21 protein-coding genes are annotated in these 24,858 nt (G+C 58.3%); 5 read left to right on the top strand and 16 right to left on the bottom strand.

Translation table 11 applies throughout. From position 1 onward, the window contains the following. Positions 1-152: 152 nt before the first annotated feature. Together BXY66_RS14790 and BXY66_RS14785 are read right to left on the bottom strand one after the other, a co-directional pair. Positions 153-857: a substrate-binding periplasmic protein gene (locus BXY66_RS14790; RefSeq protein ID WP_165929198.1), complete on the bottom strand. Its 705-nt coding sequence runs from the start codon at positions 855-857 to the stop codon at positions 153-155. Between the two features lie 215 nt (positions 858-1,072). Then, positions 1,073-1,927: a LysR substrate-binding domain-containing protein gene (locus tag BXY66_RS14785; protein ID WP_132861166.1), complete on the bottom strand. Its 855-nt coding sequence runs from the start codon at positions 1,925-1,927 to the stop codon at positions 1,073-1,075. A gap of 99 nt (positions 1,928-2,026) precedes the next feature. Here BXY66_RS14785 and BXY66_RS14780 point away from each other — a divergent pair, with 99 nt between their 5' ends. Then, the gene (locus BXY66_RS14780; protein WP_425057076.1) at positions 2,027-2,722 is read left to right on the top strand and encodes an SDR family oxidoreductase; all 696 of its coding nucleotides are present in this window, start codon (positions 2,027-2,029) and stop codon (positions 2,720-2,722) included. A gap of 4 nt (positions 2,723-2,726) precedes the next feature. After that, positions 2,727-2,960, top strand: coding sequence for a DUF6552 family protein (locus BXY66_RS14775; RefSeq protein WP_132861165.1), 234 nt, complete (start codon positions 2,727-2,729; stop codon positions 2,958-2,960). Here the strand turns inward: BXY66_RS14775 and BXY66_RS14770 are convergent. The 3 genes from BXY66_RS14770 to BXY66_RS14760 all read right to left on the bottom strand — a co-directional run bounded on the left by BXY66_RS14770 (position 2,957) and on the right by BXY66_RS14760 (position 5,113). Then, the gene (locus tag BXY66_RS14770; RefSeq protein WP_132861164.1) at positions 2,957-3,538 is read right to left on the bottom strand and encodes a VOC family protein; all 582 of its coding nucleotides are present in this window, start codon (positions 3,536-3,538) and stop codon (positions 2,957-2,959) included. The two genes, BXY66_RS14775 and BXY66_RS14770, sit on opposite strands and share 4 nt — an antisense overlap. Positions 3,539-3,947: 409 nt before the next feature. Then, on the bottom strand, positions 3,948-4,631 hold the full coding sequence (locus BXY66_RS14765) for a DUF1295 domain-containing protein (RefSeq protein WP_132861163.1): 684 nt from the start codon (positions 4,629-4,631) through the stop codon (positions 3,948-3,950). An 11-nt stretch (positions 4,632-4,642) separates the two neighbouring features. After that, positions 4,643-5,113, bottom strand: coding sequence for a DUF2269 family protein (locus tag BXY66_RS14760; RefSeq protein ID WP_165929197.1), 471 nt, complete (start codon positions 5,111-5,113; stop codon positions 4,643-4,645). Positions 5,114-5,200: 87 nt separating this feature from the next. Between BXY66_RS14760 and BXY66_RS14755 the strand changes: the two genes are divergently transcribed. Further along, positions 5,201-5,701 carry a TetR/AcrR family transcriptional regulator gene (locus BXY66_RS14755; protein ID WP_132861161.1) on the top strand — a complete coding sequence of 167 codons (501 nt, stop codon included), beginning with the start codon at positions 5,201-5,203 and terminating at the stop codon, positions 5,699-5,701. On the opposite strand, the gene BXY66_RS14750 is transcribed toward BXY66_RS14755, so the two are convergent. The 6 genes from BXY66_RS14750 to BXY66_RS14725 all read right to left on the bottom strand — a co-directional run bounded on the left by BXY66_RS14750 (position 5,698) and on the right by BXY66_RS14725 (position 12,712). After that, positions 5,698-7,497, bottom strand: coding sequence for an amidohydrolase (locus BXY66_RS14750; RefSeq protein WP_132861160.1), 1,800 nt, complete (start codon positions 7,495-7,497; stop codon positions 5,698-5,700). The genes BXY66_RS14755 and BXY66_RS14750 overlap by 4 nt on opposite strands. Positions 7,498-7,647: 150 nt before the next feature. Then, complete coding sequence (locus tag BXY66_RS14745) at positions 7,648-8,730, bottom strand: BMP family ABC transporter substrate-binding protein (protein WP_132861159.1); 1,083 nt, start codon at positions 8,728-8,730, stop codon at positions 7,648-7,650. Between the two features lie 43 nt (positions 8,731-8,773). Further along, positions 8,774-9,694, bottom strand: a complete 921-nt coding sequence (locus tag BXY66_RS14740) for an ABC transporter permease (protein WP_132861158.1) — start codon at positions 9,692-9,694, stop codon at positions 8,774-8,776. Next, positions 9,694-10,089: a hypothetical protein gene (locus BXY66_RS14735; protein WP_132861157.1), complete on the bottom strand. Its 396-nt coding sequence runs from the start codon at positions 10,087-10,089 to the stop codon at positions 9,694-9,696. The genes BXY66_RS14740 and BXY66_RS14735 overlap by 1 nt, the downstream gene beginning before the upstream one ends. Next, positions 10,089-11,168 (bottom strand): ABC transporter permease, encoded by a 1,080-nt coding sequence (locus tag BXY66_RS14730; protein WP_132861156.1) that lies wholly within the window; start codon positions 11,166-11,168, stop codon positions 10,089-10,091. Before BXY66_RS14730 ends, BXY66_RS14735 begins: the two co-directional genes overlap by 1 nt. Then, positions 11,165-12,712 carry an ABC transporter ATP-binding protein gene (locus tag BXY66_RS14725; protein WP_132861155.1) on the bottom strand — a complete coding sequence of 516 codons (1,548 nt, stop codon included), beginning with the start codon at positions 12,710-12,712 and terminating at the stop codon, positions 11,165-11,167. Before BXY66_RS14725 ends, BXY66_RS14730 begins: the two co-directional genes overlap by 4 nt. A gap of 516 nt (positions 12,713-13,228) precedes the next feature. On the opposite strand from BXY66_RS14725, the gene BXY66_RS14720 reads away from it, so the two are divergent. Then, entirely contained in the window at positions 13,229-14,443 is a 1,215-nt protein-coding gene (locus BXY66_RS14720) for a DUF4331 family protein (protein WP_132861154.1), read from the top strand. Positions 14,444-14,448: 5 nt separating this feature from the next. On the opposite strand, the gene BXY66_RS14715 is transcribed toward BXY66_RS14720, so the two are convergent. From BXY66_RS14715 to BXY66_RS14700, 4 genes are read right to left on the bottom strand one after another with little or no spacing between them, the layout of a single operon-like run. Next, a complete protein-coding gene (locus BXY66_RS14715) occupies positions 14,449-15,282 on the bottom strand; it encodes an adenylate/guanylate cyclase domain-containing protein (protein ID WP_132861153.1) in 834 nt (277 codons plus the stop codon). Between the two features lie 12 nt (positions 15,283-15,294). After that, the gene (locus BXY66_RS14710; protein WP_132861152.1) at positions 15,295-16,452 is read right to left on the bottom strand and encodes an FIST signal transduction protein; all 1,158 of its coding nucleotides are present in this window, start codon (positions 16,450-16,452) and stop codon (positions 15,295-15,297) included. A gap of 30 nt (positions 16,453-16,482) precedes the next feature. After that, positions 16,483-18,555: a S9 family peptidase gene (locus BXY66_RS14705; RefSeq protein WP_132861151.1), complete on the bottom strand. Its 2,073-nt coding sequence runs from the start codon at positions 18,553-18,555 to the stop codon at positions 16,483-16,485. After that, entirely contained in the window at positions 18,552-20,807 is a 2,256-nt protein-coding gene (locus BXY66_RS14700) for a pyridoxal phosphate-dependent decarboxylase family protein (RefSeq protein ID WP_132861150.1), read from the bottom strand. Before BXY66_RS14700 ends, BXY66_RS14705 begins: the two co-directional genes overlap by 4 nt. Positions 20,808-21,057: 250 nt before the next feature. Between BXY66_RS14700 and dnaE the strand changes: the two genes are divergently transcribed. Next, a complete protein-coding gene (gene dnaE / locus BXY66_RS14695) occupies positions 21,058-24,579 on the top strand; it encodes a DNA polymerase III subunit alpha (protein WP_132861149.1) in 3,522 nt (1,173 codons plus the stop codon). Between the two features lie 45 nt (positions 24,580-24,624). Here the strand turns inward: dnaE and BXY66_RS14690 are convergent, their stop codons facing one another. Beyond that, the gene (locus BXY66_RS14690) at positions 24,625-24,819 is read right to left on the bottom strand and encodes a SlyX family protein (RefSeq protein ID WP_132861547.1); all 195 of its coding nucleotides are present in this window, start codon (positions 24,817-24,819) and stop codon (positions 24,625-24,627) included. Between the last annotated feature and the right edge of the window lie 39 nt (positions 24,820-24,858).

Raw genomic sequence — 24,858 nt, 5'->3', positions numbered from 1 at the left:
TCTCGGTCTTTCCCAGGTCGCCTGAGGTTGGAGGGGACAATCCTGTCCGTCTGACAACCTGCCGTGGCTTTTGGCTGGGCGGTGATCGAAATTTGGGGAGGCCGCACCGCTGCGCTTTGGCAGGGTGCGGCTAAGTCATGCGACTGGCGCGATTATTCGTACGCAGCCACAAATTTGTCGCGGCTGCCGTCTGCTACGATGGAGCCGATTGCGTCGTTCATTTTGGTAACCAGACCAGCGTCCGTGGTCTTGGAGCATGCGAGGTAGAACTCGCTGCGCTCGGCTTCCATCGCGATTTCCAGCTTGCCGCTTGCGGTCGCTGCTTCGGCGGCTGCCTGCAGAACGATTGCATAGTCAAGACGACCTGCTTCCAGCTTCTTGAGGGTCATCACCTGGTCGGCCGCGAGGTCGATGTTGGTCGCGCCCATTTTTTCCAGCAGGCCAACGGTATAGTCGCCGGACTGGGAACCGATGGTTTTGGTCAGAGCCTGCTCGAGGCCGGTTACGTCGGCGTTGGCGCCCTTCTGCTGCACCAGGAATACGCTGGAGGTGTACATAGGACCAACCCACTGGAATTTGTCTTCACGCTCTTCGGTGCGAGCAGTGGTGAAAACACAGGTGTTCGGCTTTTTCTCGGCGAGAGAGATCGCGCGTGTCCATTTGGTCAGTTCCATGGAGGCTTCGACGCCAGAGCGCGACAGCGCTTCTGTCACGATATCGACCGCGTGGCCAGTCAGTTTGTCGCCTTCCATGTAGGAGTAAGGCGCGTAGGATTCCGTGAACAGGTCCAGGGAAGCGTCTTGCGCGAATACTGCTGCTGGAGCGAGAGCGGCGCAAACTGCGAGTGTTTTCATCATTTGAGCGTTCCTTCTAAATGTCATGAAGGGAGGCTTATTTTGAACTCCTAAAGAAAAGGTTTTCTTGCGCGGTCGCTTTTTGCTCGCATGACGGTAGCGCATTGTTTTTGCAGAAAAGAAACGCGATTTTTTCCTACATCAACCAAGAGAATTGAGGCCAGTGATTCTTTTTTGAACGATCGTTCGATTGCGTCTTGAGGCATTCGGTTTTGTTTTCAGGACACGTTTTGCAGCAGCCAGTCAATGACTTGATCCCGCGCGGGATGGCGGGATTTCGGATGCAGTATGTGAAAGGCCTCAAAGCTCGCAGGTGGCGTCCAGACAGTTTCGAGAAGGCCGGTTTCCAACGCTTCTTGTACCAGCAATTTCGGCGCAATGGTGATCCCTTGTCCGTTGGTGGCGGCGTCAATGGCGAGGGCGGTCTGATTAAAGCTGAGCAAGGAGGCCGGATTCGGCAGGCTGTTTGCGGACATAAGCGCTCGCCAGTGAGCGTGGCTGTCCTCGATCAGTTTGTGAGCCGAGAAATCGGGCAAATGCTGTGGTCGGGAATGCGGCGCGAGGTAGGCCGGGCTTGCAACCGCGATCAGGTTCAGGTCTGCGAGCCTGCGTATTACCATTCCTGGATCTTTCGGTATCGGGCCCTGGCGGATTGCGAGATCAATTCCGTCGCGGCGCAAATCGCTGACTTCGGCACTGGCATGGGTGCGCAAAGTGATGTCAGGGCATGCATCGGTGAACGCGGTCAGGCGGGGTACGAGCCATTTGGCAGCCAGTGACGGCGGTAGCGAGAGCGTCACAGCGCGCGGCGCCGGGTGCAAGTCGGCAGTCGCAATATCTATGATGTCCAAGGCTTTGCGGACTTCAACATGATAGGTTGCTCCGGCGTCTGTCAGGGAAAGGCCGCGGGCAAGGCGAGAGAAAAGTTTTACTCTCAGGCTTTCTTCGAGGTTGCGAACCTGTTGCGCGACCGCCCCCTGGGTGAGGTTAAGCTCCTCTGAAGCAAGGCGAAAATTTAGGTGCCGCGCTGCTGCATCGAACATCCTGAGAGCGTTGAGGTTAGGTGGTAACATCATACAAGCCAGTAGTTTTTCTACAGTCTTGGCGAGAAAGCATGATTGGTCAAGCACCCGTTGGTTGGGCATGATCACACAAAATCAAAGGAGATAATCATGGTCAAAGTCGCAATGATCACCGCTGGCGGGTCTGGCATGGGAGCCGATGCAGCTCGAAGGTTGCGCGAGGATGGTTTCGAAATTGCGATCCTGTCGTCTTCGGGCAAAGGCAAGGCTCTGGCAGAAGAACTGGGTGGCGTGGGCGTCACAGGTTCAAACCTCGTCGCTGCAGACTTGGAAGGCCTGGTGGACAAGGCCATGGAGAAATGGGGACGCATCGATGTCTTGGTCAACTCGGCGGGACATGGCCCCAAAGGGGACATCATGGAGATTAGCGACGAGGATTGGCACCTAGGTATGGAATACTACCTGATGAATGTCATTCGGCCTGCTCGGTTGGTTGCGCCGATTATGGTCAAGCAAGGGGGCGGTTCGATTGTCAATATCTCCACATTTGCCGTTTTCGAGCCTGATCCGCTCTTTCCGACAAGTGGCGTGTTCCGCGCCGGATTGGCGAGTTTCACCAAATTGTTCGCGGATAAATTTGCGGGTGAGAATGTACGAATGAACAACATCTTGCCGGGTTTCATAGATAGCTTGCCGGAGACCGACGACCGCAAGGCGCGTATCCCGATGGGACGCTATGGCACCGCGGGTGAGGTGGCCTCTCTGGTGAGTTATCTGGCCGGTGAAGGCACCTATGTTACAGGGCAGAATTGGCGCATCGACGGCGGTTTGACAGGGCACCTCTGAGATCATGGGGGCGATCAGGAAACTGGACGTTTCCGGGGTGGTCAAATGGACTGCCTCGGTGGCGCAGATCCTCGGGTGCGGGGCGACGGCTTTTGGTCTTACATATTGGAATGTGGGGTTTTTCGTGATCGGTCTGACGGGCTGGTTTGTCGTAGGCGTAATGTGGAACGACCGCGCAATCATGTTGATACACGCGATCGCATTGGCGGCGATGATGGCTGGTATGGCCGCGGCTTAGTACGGATTGGCCGGGTCGCGGTTGGACGATAGTGATCCCTGCCGCTCAAGGACCAGATCCTCTATGGCATCCGCGAGGTGCTTTTCCTGAATATTGTAGTCGCCGGCCTCGACGCGAAGGCGGTGCGCGCGGATCATAACGTCGGCGTGTGAGCAGCCAAGTGGAGGCTCGAACTTGTAGCAGGCCAGTTCAATCAAAAGCCCCATCGGGTCCGTGAAATAGATCGAATCCATGAAGCCGCGGTCTTTGGGACCGGAATGTTTGATCCCCCTTTCATCGAGGCGTTCGACAGTTTGCAAAAAAGACGCACGGCTGATGTTGAACGCGAGGTGGTGCACACAACCGGGTTCGGTTGGTGTGCGTCGGGGATCGGGCGTGCGGGTTTCGTTGGTGAAGATCGTGATCAGCCGCCCGTCGCCGGGGTCGAAGTACAAGTGACCTTCGTCGGGGTCATCGAGATTGGGCTGGTCAAAGATGAATGGCATGCCCAGCACACCTTCCCAGAAGTCGATGGAAGTTTGGCGATCTGCACCGGTCAAGGTGATGTGGTGGACGCCTTGAGCTTGAATCTTGCGCATGGTGGTCTCCCTCTTTGGCAGCCAGTCTAACGTTAAATTGCGCCTGCGCGAACAGCGATGCGGGCGCAGGTGTTGTGCGCTGGTGCCGAGTTGGGCTTTGAGAAACATGGGTGTCTGCAAAACGTCGGTATCGCGTCTGCAAAACGTCGGCGTCGGGTTCAACGGTAAAAAGCGACCGAGGGCGGGCGGTGCCAGCGGTGGGGTTGCTGTCTGTTTTGGCGCTGCCAAAGAGTTTCGGCCTATCACACACGTGACGCAGAATACTCGCGTTTGTTGACGGCCGCTGTCCGCTGAACCCCTGCTTTGGCGATTTACCTCAGGCAGGGTCTGGTGAGGGGTCGCAACATGCATTGCCGAACGGGTCGATGAAACGGGCGCGCGCGAAGTGGTGCCCTCTTTGGTTTACTGGTCAGTACACAAACGGCACGAATTTCGAGGTGCGTGCGGCGTAGGACTTGAATGCGTCCCCGTAGCGATCCGCGAGATAGGCATCCAGTGCCGGTATGTGGAAAAAGACGAAGCCGGCGGTGACAAACAGCGGGATCGACGCCGCCAGCCATGACGCGGCCAGAAGCGCCCAGCCGGTGAACAACACGGTGTCGCCGAAATAGTTGATATGCATCGACAGCCCAAATAGCCCATTGGTGTAGCACTGTCCTTTGTGGGCTGGGTCCTTTTTCCAGATATGGCGTTGCAGCTCTGAGCCCGTGTTCAGGTAAGAGCCCACAAGAATGAGCGTAACGCCGAGCAAATCAGGCGGCCCCAACGGAGTTGCCTGACCGGACAGGACACCCGCGCCAAGAAGTAAAAACCCGATTTCAAAGAGTGCCATGAAGGCGGACAAGCCAATGGCCTCGGCGTAGTCCACGCGCCGCTTGAGCAGCACGAAGAGTGTGATCAGGTGTCGGGAGAAATAGAGCGCCGTGGCAGCGAAAAGAAGGGCAGCGCGGGTAGGATCAGGCACATCGACGGCAAAGGCCAGGTAAGCGCAGGCCGCTAGGATTGCGGCGTGCAGACCGGCAAAAGTGAGTTTCGGCGCGAGGGAGGGCGCGTGGCGGCGATCTACGCCGCCCTTTTTTGGGGAGTGAGGCATTCCGAAGGCTTTCAGAGCGGTTTGAGGATCATGACGGTGAGCGCTGCGAGCGAGACCGCAAGGGCGGAAAAACCGATGGGCGCGGCGGAGCGAAATTGGGATGCGTAAAGCTTTGGCAACGTTTCTGCGCTTGTGGCGCGGGCGGCCAATGCTGTGTTCAGGAGCGTCGTTTCGATGCGCAGTCCCAGAGCGTAAGCCAGGAGAAGAAGACCCGAGAAGATCAACCCGGCAAGAATCCAAAGGTCTGAGACCTGGCTGCCGGTGAGGTGGATCAGCCAGACACCGGACAAGGGCAGAGCGAGCAGTGCTGGTAACATCAGAAGCCGGTTGATCCGCATGACCGCCACAAGAAGCTGAGACGCCGCAACAGGTGCAGCGCGGCGGGCTTGTGTGTGCAGAAGCCCGTTGATGACCGTGCCGCCGAGCATGAGTGTCATAGCAAGTAAATGCAGGAATTTTGCGATGAAGTAGGTATCAATCATTTTTTCGACCACTTGGACTATTAACGGCTCTAGACTGAGTCGGGTGGATGTGTCAAAGGTTTTCGACCAAGTGGACGGAATAGATTTATGCCCAAGATAGTGGATCACGAAGCACACCGGCATGCGCTGGCGGCAAAGGCTGCAACGGTATTTTCGGCCAAAGGCTACGGCGCGGTTGGAATGCGGGCGATGGCTACGGAACTCGGGGTCAGCAAAAGCGCCCTTTATCACTACTTCCCAACCAAGGAGGCTCTGTTTCTGGCCGCGACAAAGGCGATGATGGCGCAAGAGCCCGAAGTGCGGCTTGCGCCCGAAGGGACCGAGCCCGAACGATTGCGCGCGTTGGCCGAAGCGATGAAGGTCGACTTCGGGGCGGAGATGGCGCTGGTGTTTGACTATTTGCGCGGTAAGTCGCGCGAAGAGGTGCAGGCGGATGCTGCGATGGGCGTTGCTCTGCAGACCTATGAGGCGATGGTGGCCAGTGTTGTTGGCGAAGAACGCGCCCGCGATGTTCTGGTGCAGCTGATGGGAGCGTTGCTGCTTGATGCGTTGAGCGGCGGCAAGATAACCGCGGAAGACGCGATCTAGCGCGACTGTTTGACCAACGGGGCTCCGCCAAGTGCAGCAACTGCGACGTCGAGCGCATGATGTCCCATAGGCGCCAGTAGATCGGTTTTCTTTACTCCATCACCGGCTTCGTGAATGACCACGTCCTTTTTGATGGTCACCATGACTTTCAGGCTGGCGAGTGTTTCGGGATCAATGGCTGTGGGGTCTTGCGACAGCAGCACGAAATCCGCCTGTTTGCCGACTTCGAGAGAGCCTTTCTTGTCTTCTTCAAAGTGCTGAAAGGCCGGCCAGAGCGTCATTGCCTTGAGCGCAGTCATGACGTCGACGCGGTGGTGCGGGCCGAGAATGTCGCCGGAACGGGTGCGGCGGGTGACGGTCGCAGAAAGCACGCGCATGCTGTCAGGGAAGGCAACGGGCGCGTCGTGGTGGGTGCCAAACATCATGCCGCGTTCCAGCAGCCAGCCTGTGGGAGATATGTTTTCTGCATTGATCGGGCCGACGGTGCGGTCGCGGTGCCAATCTCCCCAGTAGAACGTGTGCATGGGAAAAAGAGAGGGAAAAACGTTCAGGCGTTTGGCTTCGGCAACCTGATCCTCGCGCAGAAACTGTCCATGGATCAAAACCGGTCGGCGGTCGGCGAGGCCATGTTTGTCTTCGGCAGCGGCGATAGCGGCGAGCAGCATGTCCGAAGCGCCTTCGCCGTTGGAATGCGTGAGGATCTGAATGCTGTTTTGAAAGGCCCAGTCGATTGCATCGATGACCTGTTCGTGTGAGGCGGCTGCGTAGCCGGCATAACCCGGTGGGTAATCGCCGACAGGGTCGTAATATGGTCGGTCCCGCAAGGCCGTGAACCCTTGAGGAGAACCGTCGATCGTGAGCTTTGCACCGCCGATGCGCACGCCATTCACATAGTCGCCGGATTGGTTCGCGAGAATGAAATCCCGATCGACGAGAACGTCGGGATAGACAACGACCTCGACCGGCAGATCGCCTTCTGCACCAACGGCCTGTGCAATCTGGGCAACTTGCGGTGTGGCGCGGCCTTCCTGCGCCGTGGTGTAGCCGTAACTGGCCCAGAGTTTGGCGCCCGCGCGGGCAAAATCCTTGAAACCCTCTTCGCCGATGCCGCCCAGTAGCTTGCCGAGAACGAGGAAGAACGCATTTTCTTCGAGCACACCATTTGGTGCGCCATCCTCTCCAAGCCGGATCACACCACCCGGTGGTGTCGGGGTGGTTCTGGTCACGTCCGCAGCCGCAAGCGCCGCGGAGTTTGCTGCGCCGAAATGGCCGGACTGGTGCACGATGATGATCGGCACATCGCTGGATACCGCATCGAGATCTTCTTTTGTGGGGTGGCGCAGTTCCGCAAGTTGGGACTGGTCATAGCCGAAACCCACGATCAGGTTCGCGCTGTCTACAGTGGCCTGATTGTCTCGTACCCATGTGCGCAGGGTGTCCTGCAGCGTCGAAATATCGACAACTTCGCCGTCTGGCGGGGCCAGAAGATTGGCAGAAAGGGCCTGTAGGCCGCCCATAACCACGTGGCCATGGCTGTCGACGAAACCGGGGATCATTGCACGCCCGTCCAGATCAAACAGTTCGGTTGTCTCGCCTTTGTGCGCCAGAACGTCGTCCGCCGACCCGACCGCAATGATTGTCCCGTCCTTAACCGCGACCGCTTCGGCGCGTGGGGTGGCGTCGTCCATGGTCAGAATTGGCCCGCCGGAATAGATCGTGTCCGCGACCTCTTGCGCAAAGAGTGCCGTGGCGGGCAGGAAGGCGAAGCTGAGGAGTGCGGCGGTAAATCGGGTCATCGGCAAAATCCTGAAAAACTATGCGCCAAGTTTGCTGGCGGCCAGTTTGCCGAGTCAATGCAAGCTTGTGTGAAAGACCGGCCGCTGGCCGTCTCAACAAAAAAAGGCCCGCCAAATGAGCGGGCCTTTCAATCTCTGCAGAAGCAGAACTTAGTTCGGGATCTCGGCGGTCAGACCTTCGAGATAGAAGTTCATGCCTGCCAGACCGTCGTCACCGTAGTCAGAGGCAGTTTCGCCTTCTGCCAGCCACGGGGTGCCGTCCTGCTTGTTCAGCGGGCCGGTGAAGGCGTGGTAGGAGCCGTCTGCCAGTGCCGCGACCATTTCCAGAGCGGAGGCTTTTACTTCTGCCGGTACAGCGTCGGTGATTTCGCCGATGCCAACCATGCCTGCGCCGATGCCGTCCCATGTGGAGACGGATTCCCAAGTGCCGTCCATGACTGCTTTGGTGCGCGCTACGTAGTAGGGGCCCCAATCGTCAATGATGGAGGAGACGCGCGGGAACGGTGCGTATTCACCCATGTCAGATGCCTGACCGAAGGTCACAACGTTGCCTGCTGCCTGAGCGGCGGCCTGCGGTGCGGTGGAGTCGGTGTGCTGCAGGATCACGTCGGCGCCTTGCTCGATCAGAGCTTTGGCTGCGTCGGCTTCTTTTGCCGGATCAAACCATGTGTAGGCCCAGATGATGGAGAACTCGACGTCCGGGTTCACCTTCTTGGCGTGGATGTAGGCAGAGTTGATGCCGCGGATCACTTCCGGAATCGGGAAGGATGCGATGTAACCGATTTTGTTGGTCTTGGTCATGTGACCAGCGATGTGGCCCTGAATCGCGCGGCCTTCGTAAAAGCGTGCGGAGTAGACGGACACGTTGTCAGCCTGCTTGTAGCCGGTGGCGTGCTCGAACTTTACGTTCGGGAATTTCTTCGCAACTTCGATGGTCGGGTCCATGTAACCAAACGAAGTGGTGAAGATCAGGTCTGCACCCTGCAGCGCCATCTGGGTGATGACGCGCACGGCGTCGGCGCCTTCCGGAACGCTTTCGACGTAGGTGGTTTCGACTTTGTCGCCGAATGCGGCTTCAACGGCCTTGCGGCCTTTGTCGTGCTCGTAGGTCCAGCCGCCGTCGCCGACGGGGCCAACGTAGACGAAGCCCACTTTGGTCGGGTCGTCGGCCATGGCAGTGGTCGCCAGACCGAGCGCAACGGCGGCGCTTGTCAGAAGTTTGGTCAGTTTCATTTCGGGTAATCCCCCTGTTGGTGGCAGTTTTTTATGTTTTGCCTCATTGCGAGGCGTGGAACGTGCGGCCAAGCGAAGCGGGGGCGCCGCTTTTGTCAGCAGACATGATGACCAGCACGAGGATGGTTATGAGATACGGCGACATTGCCAAGTATTCCACAGGAATCGCAATACCTGCTGCCTGTAGATTGAGCTGCAAAACGTTAATACCGCCAAAAAGATAGGCACCAAGCAGGACGCGCCAGGGCTTCCAGCTGGCAAAAACCACCAGCGCGAGGGCAATCCAGCCGACACCGGCGGTCATGCCTTCGGTCCATTGCGGCACGCGGATCAGGCTGATGTAGGCGCCGCCGAGGCCGGCGCAGGCGCCGCCGAACATGATGGCGAGCACGCGCACACGGATCACGTTGTATCCCAGCGCGTGGGCGGCGTCGTGGCTTTCACCTACGGCGCGCAGGATGAGACCGGCGCGGGATTTCTTGAGGAACCACCAGACAGCGGCGGTGAGCGCGATGCCGAAGTAGAGCACGGGATCGTGGGAAAAGAAGATCGGGCCGAGGACTGGGATATCCGAGAGCACCGGAATGTCGAGTTTCGCCATGGAGGGCGGCTTGATACCCACGTAGGACTGGCCCATGAGCGCTGAGAGGCCGAGGCCGAAGAGGGTCAGGGCAAGGCCCGACGCGACTTGGTTGGCCAGCGCAAACTGCGTGAGGAAGGCAAACAGCAGGGACAGGACGGCACCTGCGACCATGGCGGCAAGCAGGCCGAGCATTGGAGACGTGCTCTCGACAGAGATCGCGAAGCCCGCGATGGCGCCGATGATCATCATGCCTTCCACGCCGAGATTCAGCACGCCCGCGCGTTCGACGACGAGTTCACCGATGGCGGCCAGCAGGAGCGGCGTGGCCGCGACCATGAGGGAGGCGATCAGCAGGACGGGGTTGATTGCGGAAAGGTCCATTATGCGGCTCCTCCGAAGAAATTTGTATAGAAGGCGCGGGCTGTTGCCCCAATCATACCGATAGCGAAACCGAGCTTTGAGAACTCAGCGACCAGCCTTTTCTTGGATTTTTCAAAGACTCGATGGCTTTCACAAAGCGCCGCGTTTTCGGAGTTGGAGGTCTCCTCCCGTTTGCGTTGCTCAGACAGCCGACGCAGGTATGAACCGAGAAATGCTGGAGGGATGGCCGACAGGCCAAAAACGATTGCAAGACAAACGAGGAAGAGTAACGCGTTGAAGCTGTTTGCTCCAAGAAAGAGCCACGTCCAGAACCACCCCACCAAAAGCCAAAAGCAATACGAGCTGCCGCAGACAAGGATGTCCCTTGGGCTGAATTTCACTTCCTGCTCGAGCATCACGCCGCTCCCTTCTTTTTCAGCACCACGCGGTAATTGGTGAGCAGGTCCAGTGCGAGCAGGAAGAACAGGAGCATGCCCTGGAAGACCTGAATGGCGGCTGAAGGCAGCCCCAAGTTGCCTTGGGCGAGGTCGCCGCCGACGTAGGTGAGCGCCATCAGGAGCGCCGCGAGCAGGATGCCCACGGGGTGCAGGCGACCCAAGAAGGCGACGATGATGGCGGTGAAGCCGTAACCGGATGCGAAGTCGATGTTGATCTGGCCGGAGGGGCCGGAGACCTCGAACAGGCCCGCCATGCCCGCCAGCGCGCCGGAGGTGCCGAGGCAGAAGAGGATAAGGCGGGTGGGGTTAACGCCAGCAAAGCGGGCGGCGCGGGGGGCGTCGCCAGTCAGCTGGATGTTGAAACCGAGAATGTGGCGGTTCAGCAGAACGTAAGCGAAGATCACCGCAATGAAGGCAAAGGCCATGCCCCAGTGCAGGCCTGCGGCTTCGTTGATCCAGCTGGACGCGGCGGGGAAGTCGGAGAAGTTGCGCGAGCCGGGGAAGCCCATGCCTTCGGGGTTTCTCAGAAGGCCAAGCGACATGGAAGCCAAGAGTTGCTCGGCCACATAAACCAGCATCAGCGAAACGAGGATTTCATTGGTGCCAAAGCGAACCTTGAGCAAGGCGGGGATCATCGCCCAGATCCAGCCGCCAAGTGCGCCCGCGACGATCATCAACGGGAAAATCAGACGGCTTTCTGTAGGGTAGAATGCAAGGCCGACACCAGCGCCGACAATTGCGCCCATGATGTATTGGCCTTCGGCGCCGATGTTCCAGATACCCGCCTTGAAGCCGAGGCTCAGCCCGATGGCGATGAGGATCAGCGGGGCGGCTTTCACCAGAAGCTGCGGGCGATAGTAAAAGGCGAACTCGCCAAAGACAGGATCCCAGAAGATCGTCCGTATCGCTTCAAACGGGTTTTTTCCCAAAACGGTGAAAAGCAGGCCGCCCGCGATCATCGTGATAACCACGGCGATCACCGGCGTTGCCAGCGAAAGGGTGCGCGACGGGGTGGGGCGTTTTTGAAGCGCGATCATGCGCCTGCTCCTTCTTGTTCTTCCGCGCCCACGTGGGCGACTTCCATGCCATGTGCGCCGCCCATCATGAGGCCGATTTCCTCGACGGTCAGGCCTGCGGCCGGGCGGATATCGGACAGGCGGCCTTCGTTCAGAGCACCAAAGCGGTCAGAGATTTCCATAAGCTCGTCGAGGTCCTGCGAGATCACCACGATGGCGGCGCCTTCGGCGGCCAAATCAAGCAGAGCTTGGCGAATGGCGGCGGCGGCAGCCGCATCCACGCCCCATGTGGGCTGGTTCACCACGAGCACCTCGGGGCGTTGCATTACTTCGCGGCCAATGACGAATTTTTGCAGGTTGCCACCCGACAAGGCGCGGGCAGCGACGTGGGTACCAGGCGTGCGGACGTCAAAGCGTTTGATGATGGATTTGGCGAAATCGTTGGCTGCGGACCAGTTCACAAACCCCCTGTTGGTGAGGCCTTCGCGGATCGCGCCCGTCAGAAGCGCGTTCTCGGTGAGGCTCATGTCCGGAGCTGCGGCATGGCCGAGGCGTTCCTCGGGGGCACAGAGAATACCGCGCTCGCGGCGCGCGTTCGGACCGAGGTTGGCGACATCCTTTCCTTTGACTTTGACGGCGTCGGGCCATGTCAGGGCCTCACCGGACAAGGCGGCGAGCAGTTCGTCCTGACCATTACCAGCGACCCCGCCTATGCCGAGGATTTCACCGGACCGGACGGTGAAATGGATGTTCTTCAGGGTGGTGCCAAATGGATTTGTAGGTTCCAGTGTCAGGCCGGAAACATCCAGAACCACATCGCCGGTCTTTTCGGTGGTGCGGGTCGGGGTCTGCAGCGTGTCGCCAACCATCATTTCCGCCATGTCGCGGGCGGATGTCTCTGCCGGGACACATTCGCCGACGTTCTTGCCAAGGCGCAGGATCGTGGCGTGGTCGCAGAGTTTGCGGATCTCTTCGAGTTTATGAGAGATGTAGAGGATGGATGTGCCCTCGTCGCGCAGCTTGTTGAGTGTCTGAAAGAGGATATCAACTTCTTGCGGGGTCAGAACCGACGTTGGTTCGTCCATAATCAGAAGTTTAGGGTCCTGCAGAAGGCAGCGGATGATTTCCACGCGCTGGCGTTCTCCGGCGGACAGGTCCCCTACGATGCGGTTCGGATCAAGAGGCAGGCCGTAGGTTTCGCTGACGCGGCGAATCTGGCGGGCGAGGTCGCGCATGGGCGGCGGGTTTTCCATGCCAAGTGCGACGTTCTCAGACACCTTCAAGGCATCGAACAGACTGAAGTGCTGAAAAACCATTGCGACGCCTGATGCGCGCGCGGTTTTGGGGTCGGTCGGCGTGAAAGGCTGGCCTTGCCATGTCATCGTACCGCTGTCGGGTTTTACCAAACCGTAGATCATTTTCACGAGCGTGGATTTGCCCGCACCGTTTTCGCCAAGAAGCGCGTGAACTTCGGATTGACCGATGTCGAAAGAGACGTCGTCATTGGCGACCACGCCCGGGTAGGCTTTGGTCAGTCCCTTGATCGACAAGAGCGGTGTGGTCATGTGGTCCCCCTGCAAGCCCTTGGTGTGGCGGCGTTGGTGCCCTGTAGGCGTTTTGCCTGTTCTTTGAGCGCGCTCACCCTAGGGAGCGGCAGGGCGTTACTGCAAGATAAACTTGGGGAGGGGAAGGGGGCCAGAGACGTTTGTGTGCGGCGTGCGCTGTGTGCCGAGGTATGCAAAACAAGGGGTTGGGTAGGGTCGCATCCTTAAGACTTTCAAGGGATTGTTGAAAGTCTTGCAGAGTTTAGCGGTGAGTTTGTGCGTAATTTTTGTGCGTGAAGCTGGCATCGGGCAATGCTCTCTCCAAGAGTCGGGGGGAGGCTGTCAGACCGATGGTTGCGGCGGGACCGGTTGCTTCTATCGAATCCGTTTGTGCCTTGAGACGGATGTGCCACTGGCGAGGGCAGGCGCTGCAATTCAGGCGGATGCGAATTGAATCCTCAAGCGGGTGTTCGTCTGATAGGGTGCCCTTAGGTTAAGTGAGTTCCGGACCGGCTTTTGTTCTTGGGAGTGAACGAAATGATACTGAAACTGATTTCTAAAGTTGCGATTGTTCTTGGTGGATTTGGAGGGATGGCTGTGCTGCCTGCGCTGGCATCCGATCATAAGGATTCCCCCTATACTCAGGCGCATCCAGAAGCGGATATTGGCGATATTTTTATCTTCAAGGGGCCCCAGACTGGTGGGCTGACGATGGCCTTTACGGTCAACCCGCTGTCAGGCAGCGGGGCGGAAGGTACCAACGCGCCCGCCGACATCAAGCTGGATGCGTCGCTGACCTACATCTACAAACTCGATCTGGATGGCGATCTTGTTGCGGATGTCGCTTACAAGGTCCGCGCGACAGATATTCCCAACGAGAACCAGCAACAGAAACTGGAGTTGCGTCGGGCCACGGGCGCCGATGCGGTTTCAAATATGTGGAACGGAGATGTGCTGGGCGGAGGGCTGAGCAACAAACTCAATCGTGAGTTGGAGATCGTCAAAGGTGACAAAGGTGAGTTGCTGTTTGTCGGACCGCGCCGCGACCCGTTCTTTTTTGATTTTCTGACAGTCGATGCACCGACGGCCATGGCTATCAAGCAAGCTTTGGCGGGCGGCGACAGGTTGCCGGCGAAAGGCTCGGCTGAACTGACGTTTGGGCGTACCGATATGACACTCGTGGTGCTGGAGGTCCCGGAGTTGGCGGAAACGGATTTGCGGTATTGGGTTGTCGTTGCGGACGAGAGTGGCAAGGGTGTTGACCGGATGGGGCGCGCTGGCACGCAGGGCATTTTCTTTGTTGATCCGCCTGTCGGTTATAACCCCGAATACTATCTGCCGCGCAACCGCGCAAAGTATAAGACCGTGGGCGATTTCAACGATGCCTATAACGCGACGGCGCCGAAGGACGACCGCAAAAACTATGGCACTCAGCTCAGCTATCGCTTCGAACAGCTTGAAGTCAGCGCGGCTGATATCGCGGGTATGGTCGATTCTTATTTGCCGGATGTGATCCATTGGAGCCCGAACAGTGCACCGGGATACCCCAACGGGCGAAACCTGCGCGAAGATGCTATCTACTGGATCATTCAGGATGTGAACCCGTTCCTAGTGGCGGCCGACGGGGTGAACCTGCCGCACGTCAGTACACAACGTCTTTCCCCGAATTTCCCGTATGTGGCGCCTTCAATTGAGCAGGCGTTCAAGCCGGGCAGCCTTCTGGAGCCTGTGTTCCCCATCTACATGGACTAGTGCTGTCAGGTGATGAGTTGATAGAGGCGCACGAGGCCTTTGCCCTTGGCCTCGACCTCACCGTGGTAGGTGGTGCCTTGATCATCTGACAGAAGCGCGTGTGTGCTTTCGGAGAGAAAGATCTCGTTGATGCCTGTGGCATCTGCGACGCGCGCCGCCGTGTTCACCGTATCTCCCCAGATGTCATAGCTGAGCCTTTCAGAGCCGACGACGCCGCTGGAGATCGGGCCTGAATGTAGACCGATCCGGATTGACCAGTTGGTTTCCTCGCTGCGCAAGTCGGCGACGGCTTTCATGATGTCCACTGCCGCGCGGCACATCTGTGCCGCGTGTTCCGACGATTGGACGTCGGCCAGATTGCCCGCAACGCACATATAGGCATCGCCAATAGTCTTGACCTTCTCCACCCCGTGGGACGCGGCGATCGCGTCAAAAGCGGAGTAATAGCGGTCAAGAGTGCGCACCAAGGCGACGGGATCCATGTTTTCGGTGTGTAATGTGAAGTTGACAAAGTCAGCAAACATTACGGTCGCGGATTTTGTTCGGCGGGGGCGGACACGTCCGCGCTCCTTGAGTTCTTCGGCTACGGCCTCGGGCATAATGGAACGCAGAAGCTGGTTTGTGCGGGCCTGCTCCAGCGACAGAGACTCATAGAGGCGTTCGATTTCGGCCTTGGCGTCTTCGACTTCCTGAATGACACGACGCTGGAACGCCTGACCGCCATCCATGAGATGTTCGAGCTCGGCCCTGCGCATCTCGGATTTGTTCAGGCGTTTCTCAAGTCTTCGCAACCGGCGTTCGGGGTCACCGGCGCGGCGTGTCCGGTCTGAGTGATCCATCCGGACCCCAGCTTAGCTTGCGGAAGGGGATCCCAGCAAGACTGCGACGAATGCATTCGTGTGGGGCAGGGATTTTCCCGACTTTCCAACGGGGCTGATTTCGCCATAGGTGTAAAACCCAGCCGTGGGGAACGCGCCTCCGATGATGTCCTCGAAGCTTTCGTATTCCTCACCCGTGCGCGTGCCCAGAGCAGCCCGTCTTCCGGCGCAGGAGAACACCAGCGCGGCGTCTGGCACAAGGTCATCCGGAAAACTGTCGAAGGCCTGTTGCACCGCCGCTCTGGAGGCGCTGACGATTTCGTCGCGAGACGCGGTTGCGATCTGAACCTCCCGGTCGGCGGCAACGGGATTTACAAAGTGAATTGCGCCGGTCTCTTCGTCAAAGTGCTGCGGTGAACTCAGCAGGAAACCCTCGCGTCCGGGCACATGCACTGCGAGAGGGAAAAAGATCGACTGCGCTTGCACATAGTCCTTGTAGAGATCGACCGCGGGACGGCCGTCGATTTCCTGGATAACCGATCCTTCGGACTTGGTGACTTTGTGAACCGATCCGAGCGGCGTATAGCCCGTTGATACACCGCAGGAGACAGTGATGTCGCCTGAGAGCAACATGACCACCACAGCGTCGGAAACCATTTGATCATTACAAAGCTGGTGCGTTCCCTGAAAGCGGAGTTGGTCACCTGCGGCACCACCGACAATCGGAAAATCCTGCCCGAGCGCATCGCGAAGCCCTTCGACGATGCTGTTGATGTTGGTGCCGATGCCTTCGGGCATTGCAATACAAAGTGCGGGCGTTCCGCTGGTCGCTGCTTTTGCCATAGCCACCGCGTCAGCAGTCGCCTGTTCCGGCGCGGACGAGGCGTTGGCGCCCATGCCGACTGAAATGGAAACGTCATCGGACGCAAACAATGTGATGACGAGGCTGTCCTCGAGGAACCCTTCAGGCGTTGCGACCTCGCCGTCTGTGGTGCATCCGGCAATCACGATGTCGGGCTGCTGTTTTCGCAGCTCGTCTGCGACCACCGAAAGGTCGAGATCAATGCCGGCGAAGACAAGCGCCGCCTTGGGTTGCATGCCTCCGAGGTCCTCCATTGCGATTTCATATGCTTCTTCAAAAGCTTCGACGCTGTCCGTTTCTTCGCTTGAACCTGTCGCTACTTTCAACATGGCCTTCCCTCCCGATGATTTTGCAGTTTCCTAATCGTTGCCTTCGTCCCCCAAAGGCCAGTTCTTGATGTCGGGCTGCTTGAGATGCCCGGCTGGTGTGAACCCTAGAACGGATCCGTAAAACGAAAGCTCTTCCTCGAGCGATCCCGTGATATGTGCGCTTTGCCTAAAGCCGTGGCCTTCGCCTTTGTAGAACTCCCAGGCGACAGGCAGCTTGCGTTTGACCATCGTGTCGATCAGCACGTGGGCTTGCGGCGGTGGCACGACCGGATCATCCAGCCCCTGAAAGATGATGAGAGGGCAAGAAATCTCGTCGGCATGGAAAAGCGGCGATCGGGCTTTGTAGATTTTTTGCGCTTCGGGCCAAGGTCCAACGAGCAAGGGTGCGTAGTACGCCTCGAGCTTGTCGGTGTCTTGAGCAATCATTTGCAAATCGGAAATGCCATAGTAGCTGGCACCGGCGCTGAGCAGGTTGGCGAATGTGGCCAGCGCAAGAGTTGTATAGCCGCCTGCGGATCCTCCGCGGGACACGATCCTGTAGCGATCCACCTTGTCTTGGGCAACGAGGTAGTTGGCGCCTGCAACACAATCGGCCACATCGACGACACCCCACTCTCCGTAGAGGCTTTGGCGGTAGGCGCGCCCGAAGCCGGTGCTGCCGCGATAGTTGGTGTCCAGAACTGCAAAGCCTCGCGACGTGAAAAACGCTATGTCCAGCGAGGCTGCGGCGCTGGCCGATGCGGATGGTCCGCCGTGAATTACGATGACCAGCGGGGGGCGTTCGTCGGCTGGACCTTCGAAGCCCGGATTGCTGGGGGCGTGATAAAATGCGTGCGAGCGCGCGGTGGAACCGTCGGGGTTTTCTACGTCGAAACTGATGGTTTCAGGCGCCACCAGACAGGCTCTTACCTTGGCGTCCATGTCGGGGCTGGCGCTTTGAAGCTCGTGGAAGCTGAAGTCGCCGGTGTCCAGACGCACGATGGCCGAGGGGCCATCAAACCGGCCGCCAACGAAAGCGGCGAACCCGTCGCCGACCTTGAGCTGTGAGATCGCCGTATAAGGCAGATCCACCGAGGTCATGTTTCCGCTGGTCAGATCGACGACTGCCAGCGACCAGACACCGTCACTGGTGAAGGCGCAGAGCGCTTTCTGATCTGAGATGAATCCATAGGACGATACACCCAATCGCCAGAGCGGGCTGGTGAAATCACCGGCGACACGGGTGATGGCGGTGAGGCTCTCGCCGTCAACGCGATGCAGGTTTGACCATCGGGTGCCGTCAATTTCCAATCTGTCGGACACGCAATATAGCGTTCCGTCCGGTCCCCAACGTGGTTCAGCTATGGCTTCATCGGAATACCGCAAGGCGTTTTGCAGCACCGGATTGAGGGCGGGGTCGACATGTTTGGCAGGAGCGCCGCCGATTGTGCGGATATTTCTGGCGTTGCCGGCTTCATCAATATCGGCGAGCTGAAGACGTGTGCCATCCCAAGGCATGGAAGGATAGTCCCATGTGATCCAAGCCAACTGGCGGCCATCTGGCGAAAGTGCGGGCGCAGCGTAAAAGTCGCTGCCTTCCGCGATTGTCAGCGGGAGCGCTTTGCCGTTCATGTCAAGCGCGACCAGAGTCTGTTGAGCCTGCCCGTGCAGTTTGGTGTCTCCGCGTTCCTGCACTGCATATATCAAGCCACGATCGTGGTCTGGCACCATGTCTGAGAAACGGGCGTCCTGTCTGGGGGTGACGGGTTGCGGAAACTGACCGTCGCGCAGCGCGTAGATGCGTTGATCGTGGGTGTCAGGGAAATCCTTGGAGGCAAAATTGGTGAACCAAACGGTTCCGGCCTGGACCGACATGGCGCCACCGCCGTACGAATTGACGAGGCTGCGAGCGTTGTATCCGAGGGGGGTAACATCGCTGACGATCTCACCCTGCGCAGCGCGGACTACCACCGACCGTCCGCCTTCGTCCGGGCGTCCCTCAACCCAATAGATGTCAAGGTCATCTAGCTGAATTTGCTCGAATTTCTTGACGCCTGCCACCAAAGCTTGCGGCGCGATAGGTGACGCCCATGCGCCGTATTTTTCCGTCGTCTTGTCGGTCATACGCTGGGCTCCGGCGGTGTCAAACCGTGTTTATGGATCACAGCGGCGGCGGCCTTAAGCGCTTGTTCCTCCAACTTGGCAATGACTTTGGGCAAATAGTTGTCTTCTGCCGTGGCCGAAACCCATGGGTCCTGTGTTGTTGAAACAAGGAAGCTGATCGGTTTGCCATTGGTTGATGTCAGTCCGGCGCGGCCGCCGAAATGATCCACAAAGGTTTGACCATAAGTCGGCACGTCAAAGCTGGAGGACGTGACAAACATCCCTTCCGAGGGGACAACGCCACCGTCAAATTCGCTGATACTCAGGGCGCGATAGATGAGCGTGTTGAATTCGTTCATCAGATCCACGTCGGTATTCCAACCGTCCGCTGTGCGGAAGTTCAGCGAATAGGTGACGATATTCTGATCAGAGCCCAGTTCGTGGAAAAGTGCGTTGGCTTTGCGGTTTTCGGCAAGATAGGCCAGCAGGTCATTGTTCTGGCGCGGCACGAATTGCTCGCGGATGAAGTTCGCCTGCGCCTCGATCTCTTCTGGAGACTTCCCTTCTTTTTCGGCCGGGAGGCGTTGGAACGGTGTAACGCGTACACGCTGTTCATCCGCATTCAGAGCCAGCAGCTGTGCATAGAGGCGTTTGGAGTTGAAGATGCACTTGCCGAGCAGTTTACCGTAGCCAGATTTGTCGGGACGGATGACGGCGTGCGAGAGATAGACCCCTGCGGCAGCGGCCCCAGGTTTGGACCCCTCGATGCCGTAGACTCCGACGGTCGGATCAACGCCGCCGTGATAAACCACGGGGGCGGTGAAGGCGATGAGGTCGCGCATGGCCCCGTTGCGATAACAGAGCGAGCCCGCAGGATAGGGGATGAACCCTGCCTTGTGCGGATCTACCGTTTGTGTGTCGGCGTGCGGGAAGGCCTCGTATTGGCGTTTGACGTAGCTGCTCATGTGCATGGCAGGGGTAATCTGGGTCGCGCCTGGTTCGGTTTCGAGCACTTTGCCTTTGGCTTCGCGGATCATGGACGCGAAGTAGCCTCCCCACGCCCCATCGACATGCAACGTGAACTCGAGGCCTTTTTTGCGGTACTCGTCGCGGATTTTGACCATTTCATCGAGTGGGTCGACGGAGCTTTCCTCGGTTGTGCCAATGACGGCGACAACTTCAAGTACCGGCCGCCTGTCTTCGAGACAGTCATCCAGTTTTTGGCGGAGGGCCTGCATTTCCATGCGGCCATCCAGATCGACATGGACCCTGTGAAGCTGATTGGCGCCAAGTCCGATTAGTGCTGCGCCTTTTGGCCAGCTGTAGTGTGCCGTTGAAGGCGCCAGAATGATTGGCAGTTCGGAGACATCGCGCAGATAGGTCCTGTGCATGTCCGCGAGGCCGATGCTTTGGACCGAGTATTTTTCGAGAACGGCCTGGATGGTGTCAGAGGAGATGCCAAAGTCTGCTTGCAGCTTGGGCGACAGGCCGATGACCGTGTCGACACCAAGATTTAGCAGGCTCCAGTTGTCGAGTTCGGTCAACTTCGCGGAACCACCTTGCAGGAGAGGAACCTCAAGGTCCTTGGCCGCGGCCATGGACGGGTCAACCTTGATCGCCTGTGACAAGGAGACCGGAAGATACTTCAGGTTGCGGGCGGCCCAGATGCTTTCGGCGTTTGCGACGGAACCGTCGCAGGTGATATGTCCCCACGGAACCGGGGTGCCGTCGGGGTTTTCGTTGCCTTCGGGCACTTCATATCCAAGCATTCGGCACAGATCACGCCCGACTTCGATTTCCATCAGGGTCGTGACGGGGGAGGCTTCGGCTGCGACGTTGTTCTGATTATACAGCATCGCGGCGAAGTAGCCGGCGAAGCCGGGCAGGGTGCAGTCCCAATACATGTGAGATTGGTTGCGGTAGCTACTCAGAGGGATCGAGCCGTGCAGATAGCCGAGCATCTTGTCCATCTGGTTTTCGATCTCGGCAACTGTGTCGTTGTAGTCCTTCTCGGCCTTGATCCTGTCGGTGACATAAACCGGATCATCCCATTGGTCGCCGTATTCACGGCGCGCGTTGCTGTTGGCTTGGACCGCCTTGAGCGCCATACGGGTCATCAGGTCTTCGTTCTCTCCCATGGGACCGATGAACCATCCGGCAAGCGATTGGGTGCCTTTGCAATTGGCCAGATCGAGATCGTTGTTGTCTTTGGCGTACTGGTGAAACTTCTCAAGAATAGTTTTGATATGCGAGGAATGCTGGCTGTCGTCCATGTCCGGTCCGCCCTGTTCAAATATGTATAAAGCAAGCAATTTTTTCCCACCGCGGTGCGGGGGAGAACGGGTTGGTAAAAAGCGCGCAACCTGTCCGGTATTGCGAAGAAGTTAACACAAAAAGCACTGCGGTGCATAATTTTGGGCTTTCCGGATCAATTGGACGTTTTGTTGTCATTAATTCAGTGACTTGACGCTTTGTGGCGAAACGGGCGTTTCCTCGGCTGATGGGCTGGGATAGCTTGGGCGCATGAGCAGCCAACCCCGATTCATTCATCTCCGCGTCCATACCGAATACTCGCTTTTGGAGGGTGCCGTTCGGACCAAGAAACTGCCGGGCATGTGCGCCGATATGGGCATGCCTGCGGTGGCGATCACCGACACGAACAGCCTTTTCGCGGCGCTGGAGTTTTCAGTCGGCGCGCAGGGCGCCGGAGTGCAGCCGATCGTTGGCTGTCAGGTGTCAGTGAAAATGCCGCACGATGATCCGTCAGGACGCACGCAGCCGCCTGCACCGGCGCCGGTGGTTTTGTTGAGCCAGCGCGAAGAAGGGTATGAAAACCTGATGAAGCTGAGTTCGTGCCTGTATGTGGACAAGGACGGGGGCGAGGCACCGCAGGTGACAATAGAGCAATTGGCCGCGCACAGCGCTGGGCTGATTTGTTTGACGGGCGGACCAGACGGACCCATAGGGCGCCTTCTTCAGCAGGGGCATCGGGCCGATGCGGAAGCCATGATGGTGCGCTTCCAAGAGATTTACAGGGACCGGCTTTACGTCGAGTTGCAGCGACACCCGGGAGAGACCGGTCAGCCCGAGGCTGAGAGGCTGACGGAACGTGGGTTTGTCGAGATGGCCTACGGCATGGATATTCCGCTCGTGGCCACCAATGACGTGTATTTTCCGAACACGGAAATGTACGAAGCCCATGATGCGCTGATCTGTATCGCCGAGGGGGCATATGTCGATCAACAGGACGGCCGCCGGCGCCTGACGGCGCAGCATTATTTCAAGTCTCAGGAAGAGATGGTTGCCCTGTTTGCGGATTTGCCGGAAGCGATTGAGAACACAGTAGAAATCGCCAAGCGCTGTGCCTTTGCAACCTATCGCCGGGACCCGATCCTGCCGAAGTTTGCGGATGACGAGGTCGCGGAGCTTCGCCGGATTGCAAACGAAGGTCTGCAGGCCCGTTTGGCGGTGATCCCGCACGCGGTGTCTGTAGAGGAGTATCAGGAACGGCTGGATTTCGAGCTTGGTATTATCGAAGGAATGGGGTTCCCAGGCTACTTCCTGATCGTTGCCGACTTTATCCAGTGGGGCAAGGATCAGGGCATTCCGGTGGGCCCCGGGCGGGGCTCGGGTGCGGGCTCGCTGGTGGCCTATGCGTTGACGATCACCGACCTTGACCCACTGCGATATTCGTTGCTCTTCGAACGTTTCCTCAACCCGGAACGTGTTTCGATGCCGGATTTCGACATCGACTTTTGCATGGATCGCCGAGAAGAGGTGATCCGCTACGTGCAGGAGAAATACGGCCGCGACAAGGTGGGGCAGATCATCACCTTTGGTGCGCTGTTGTCCAAAGCCGCTGTGCGCGACATCGGGCGGGTTTTGCAGATGCCTTATGGGCAGGTGGATCGGCTGAGCAAGCTGATCCCCGTCGAGGGCGTGAAACCAATGTCAATTGCGGACTCGCTGAAAGAGGAGCCGCGGTTGCGCGAAGAGGCCCGCAACGAAGAGGTTGTGGACCGGTTGCTGAAATACGGGATGCAGGTCGAGGGGTTGCTTCGGAACGCGTCCACACACGCAGCTGGCGTGGTGATTGGTGACAGACCGCTGGATGCGCTGGTGCCGCTTTACCAAGACCCGCGCTCGGACATGCCTGCGACCCAGTTCAACATGAAATGGGTGGAACAGGCCGGGCTTGTTAAGTTTGACTTTCTGGGTTTGAAAACACTGACAGTCATCCAGAATGCCATTGAACAGATCCTCAGTTCCGGACGCGATATTCACATTGCCGCGGATGGCACCCAACTTTACGAGCCGCCAGAAGGTGCGGTGAATGAGATCAACGCGATCCCGCTGGATGATGATCCGACGTACAAACTATATTCTGCAGCCAAAACCGTGGCCGTGTTTCAGGTGGAATCCACAGGGATGATGGATGCGCTTAAGCGCATGAAACCGACCTGTATCGAAGACATTGTTGCGCTTGTTGCGCTTTATCGTCCGGGTCCCATGGAGAACATTCCGGTTTACTGCGAGGTCAAAAATGGCTTGAGGGAGATCGAGTCCGTCCACCCGCTGATCGACCATATCCTCGAAGAGACGCAGGGGATCATCGTTTATCAGGAACAGGTGATGCAGATCGCGCAGGTTATGGCGGGCTACTCACTTGGCGGCGCTGACCTGTTGCGTCGTGCGATGGGTAAAAAGATCAAGGAGGCGATGGACGCCGAGCGTCCGAAGTTCGAGAAGGGCGCGGCCGAAAACGGGGTTCCGGCGAAGAAAGCCAGTGAGGTTTTCGACCTTCTGGAGAAGTTCGCCAACTACGGCTTTAACAAATCGCACGCGGCGGCCTATGCCGTGGTGAGTTACCAGACCGCGTGGCTCAAGGCCAACCATCCGGTCGAGTTCATGGCCGGTGTCATGAACTGCGATATTCACCTTACCGACAAGCTTGCGGTTTACTTTGAAGAAGTGAAGAAGGCGCTGAAGTTGCCTTATGTGCCGCCCTGCGTGAACCGCTCGGATGCGACGTTCAAGGTGGTCGACGGAGCTCTGGTCTATGCGCTCGGTGCGCTGAAGAACGTCGGTATCGAAGCGATGAAGCTGGTCACCGAAGGGCGTAAGGTGGATGGCGTCGACAAACCCTTTGCGACGCTGTTTGATTTTGCCCGCCGGGTTGATCTCAAAAAGGTGGGCAAGCGTCCACTGGAAATGCTGGCCCGATCAGGCGCGTTTGATCAACTGGACAACAACCGGCGGCGGGTGCTGGAAAGCCTGGATGGCTTGGTGAACTACTCCGCGGCGATCCACGATCAGAAAGCCAGCGATCAGGTGTCCCTGTTTGGCGAGGCAGGCGATGACCTGCCCGAGCCGCGCTTGTCGCCTGCGGGCGACTGGCTGCCCGCAGAGAAACTTGATGAGGAAGCCCGCGCGATTGGCTTCTTCCTGTCGGGGCACCCGTTGGAAGATTATATGCCGGCCCTCAAGCGCAAGCAGGTGCTCACGCTTGACGAATTGACCGAAAAGGCACGAGGCGGACCGTTGGTCGCGAAGCTGGCCGGTCGGGTTTCCGGGCGGCAGGAGAGGAAGTCCGCAAAGGGCAATCGGTTTGCCTTTGCGCAACTGTCAGATCCGACCGGTGCTTACGAGGTCACAATATTCTCGGACACGCTGGAAAAGTGTCGGGAGCATCTGGAAACCGGCTCAAAAGTGGTGGTCACAGTCAAAGCCGAGATGGAGAGCGACCAGCTCAAGCTGCTGGCGCAGTCCATGACGCCGGTGGACGTGATCGCGGCGGATGCAGGCAATTCGGGGCTCAAGATTTATCTTGATGACAGTTCTGCGGTGGTGCCGGTGGCCAACATCCTGCGAGGCGCCAAGGAAGCCAACCCGAAAGCCCCAAAGGGACCCGTGATGTTCTGCCTCAACAACATGGAGTTGCCCGGCGAGGTGGAAATCGATGCGGGTGCCGGATTCCCTGTCAATCCGCAGATCAAAGGTGCTTTGAAATCTGTTGAAGGTGTGATGGCGGTGGAGGAGTTCTGAGGCAGGTAAGAGCGCCACACTTCCGATTTAAGCTTGGACGCAGCCTCAGTAATGCGGCGGGCGTTCGTCGCCCATGACCACACCGCCGCCGCCATCGGACTCGCGGCTGGCTTCGCGTTCCAGCAGCATTTGCACACGGCGGGTCAGCAAGGCGATTTCGCCGTCCTGACGGGCGATAACGTCGCTGAGTTCCTCGACGGTGCGTGTCAGGTGGGCGATCTGTTCTTCGAGTTTTTCCATGGTGTCCAGATAGGTCGTCAGGCCGCTGCGCGTCAAGCG

This window comes from Shimia isoporae, from assembly GCF_004346865.1.
Classification (GTDB): domain Bacteria; phylum Pseudomonadota; class Alphaproteobacteria; order Rhodobacterales; family Rhodobacteraceae; genus Shimia; species Shimia isoporae.
This window is presented reverse-complemented; position numbering and strand designations above follow the sequence as displayed.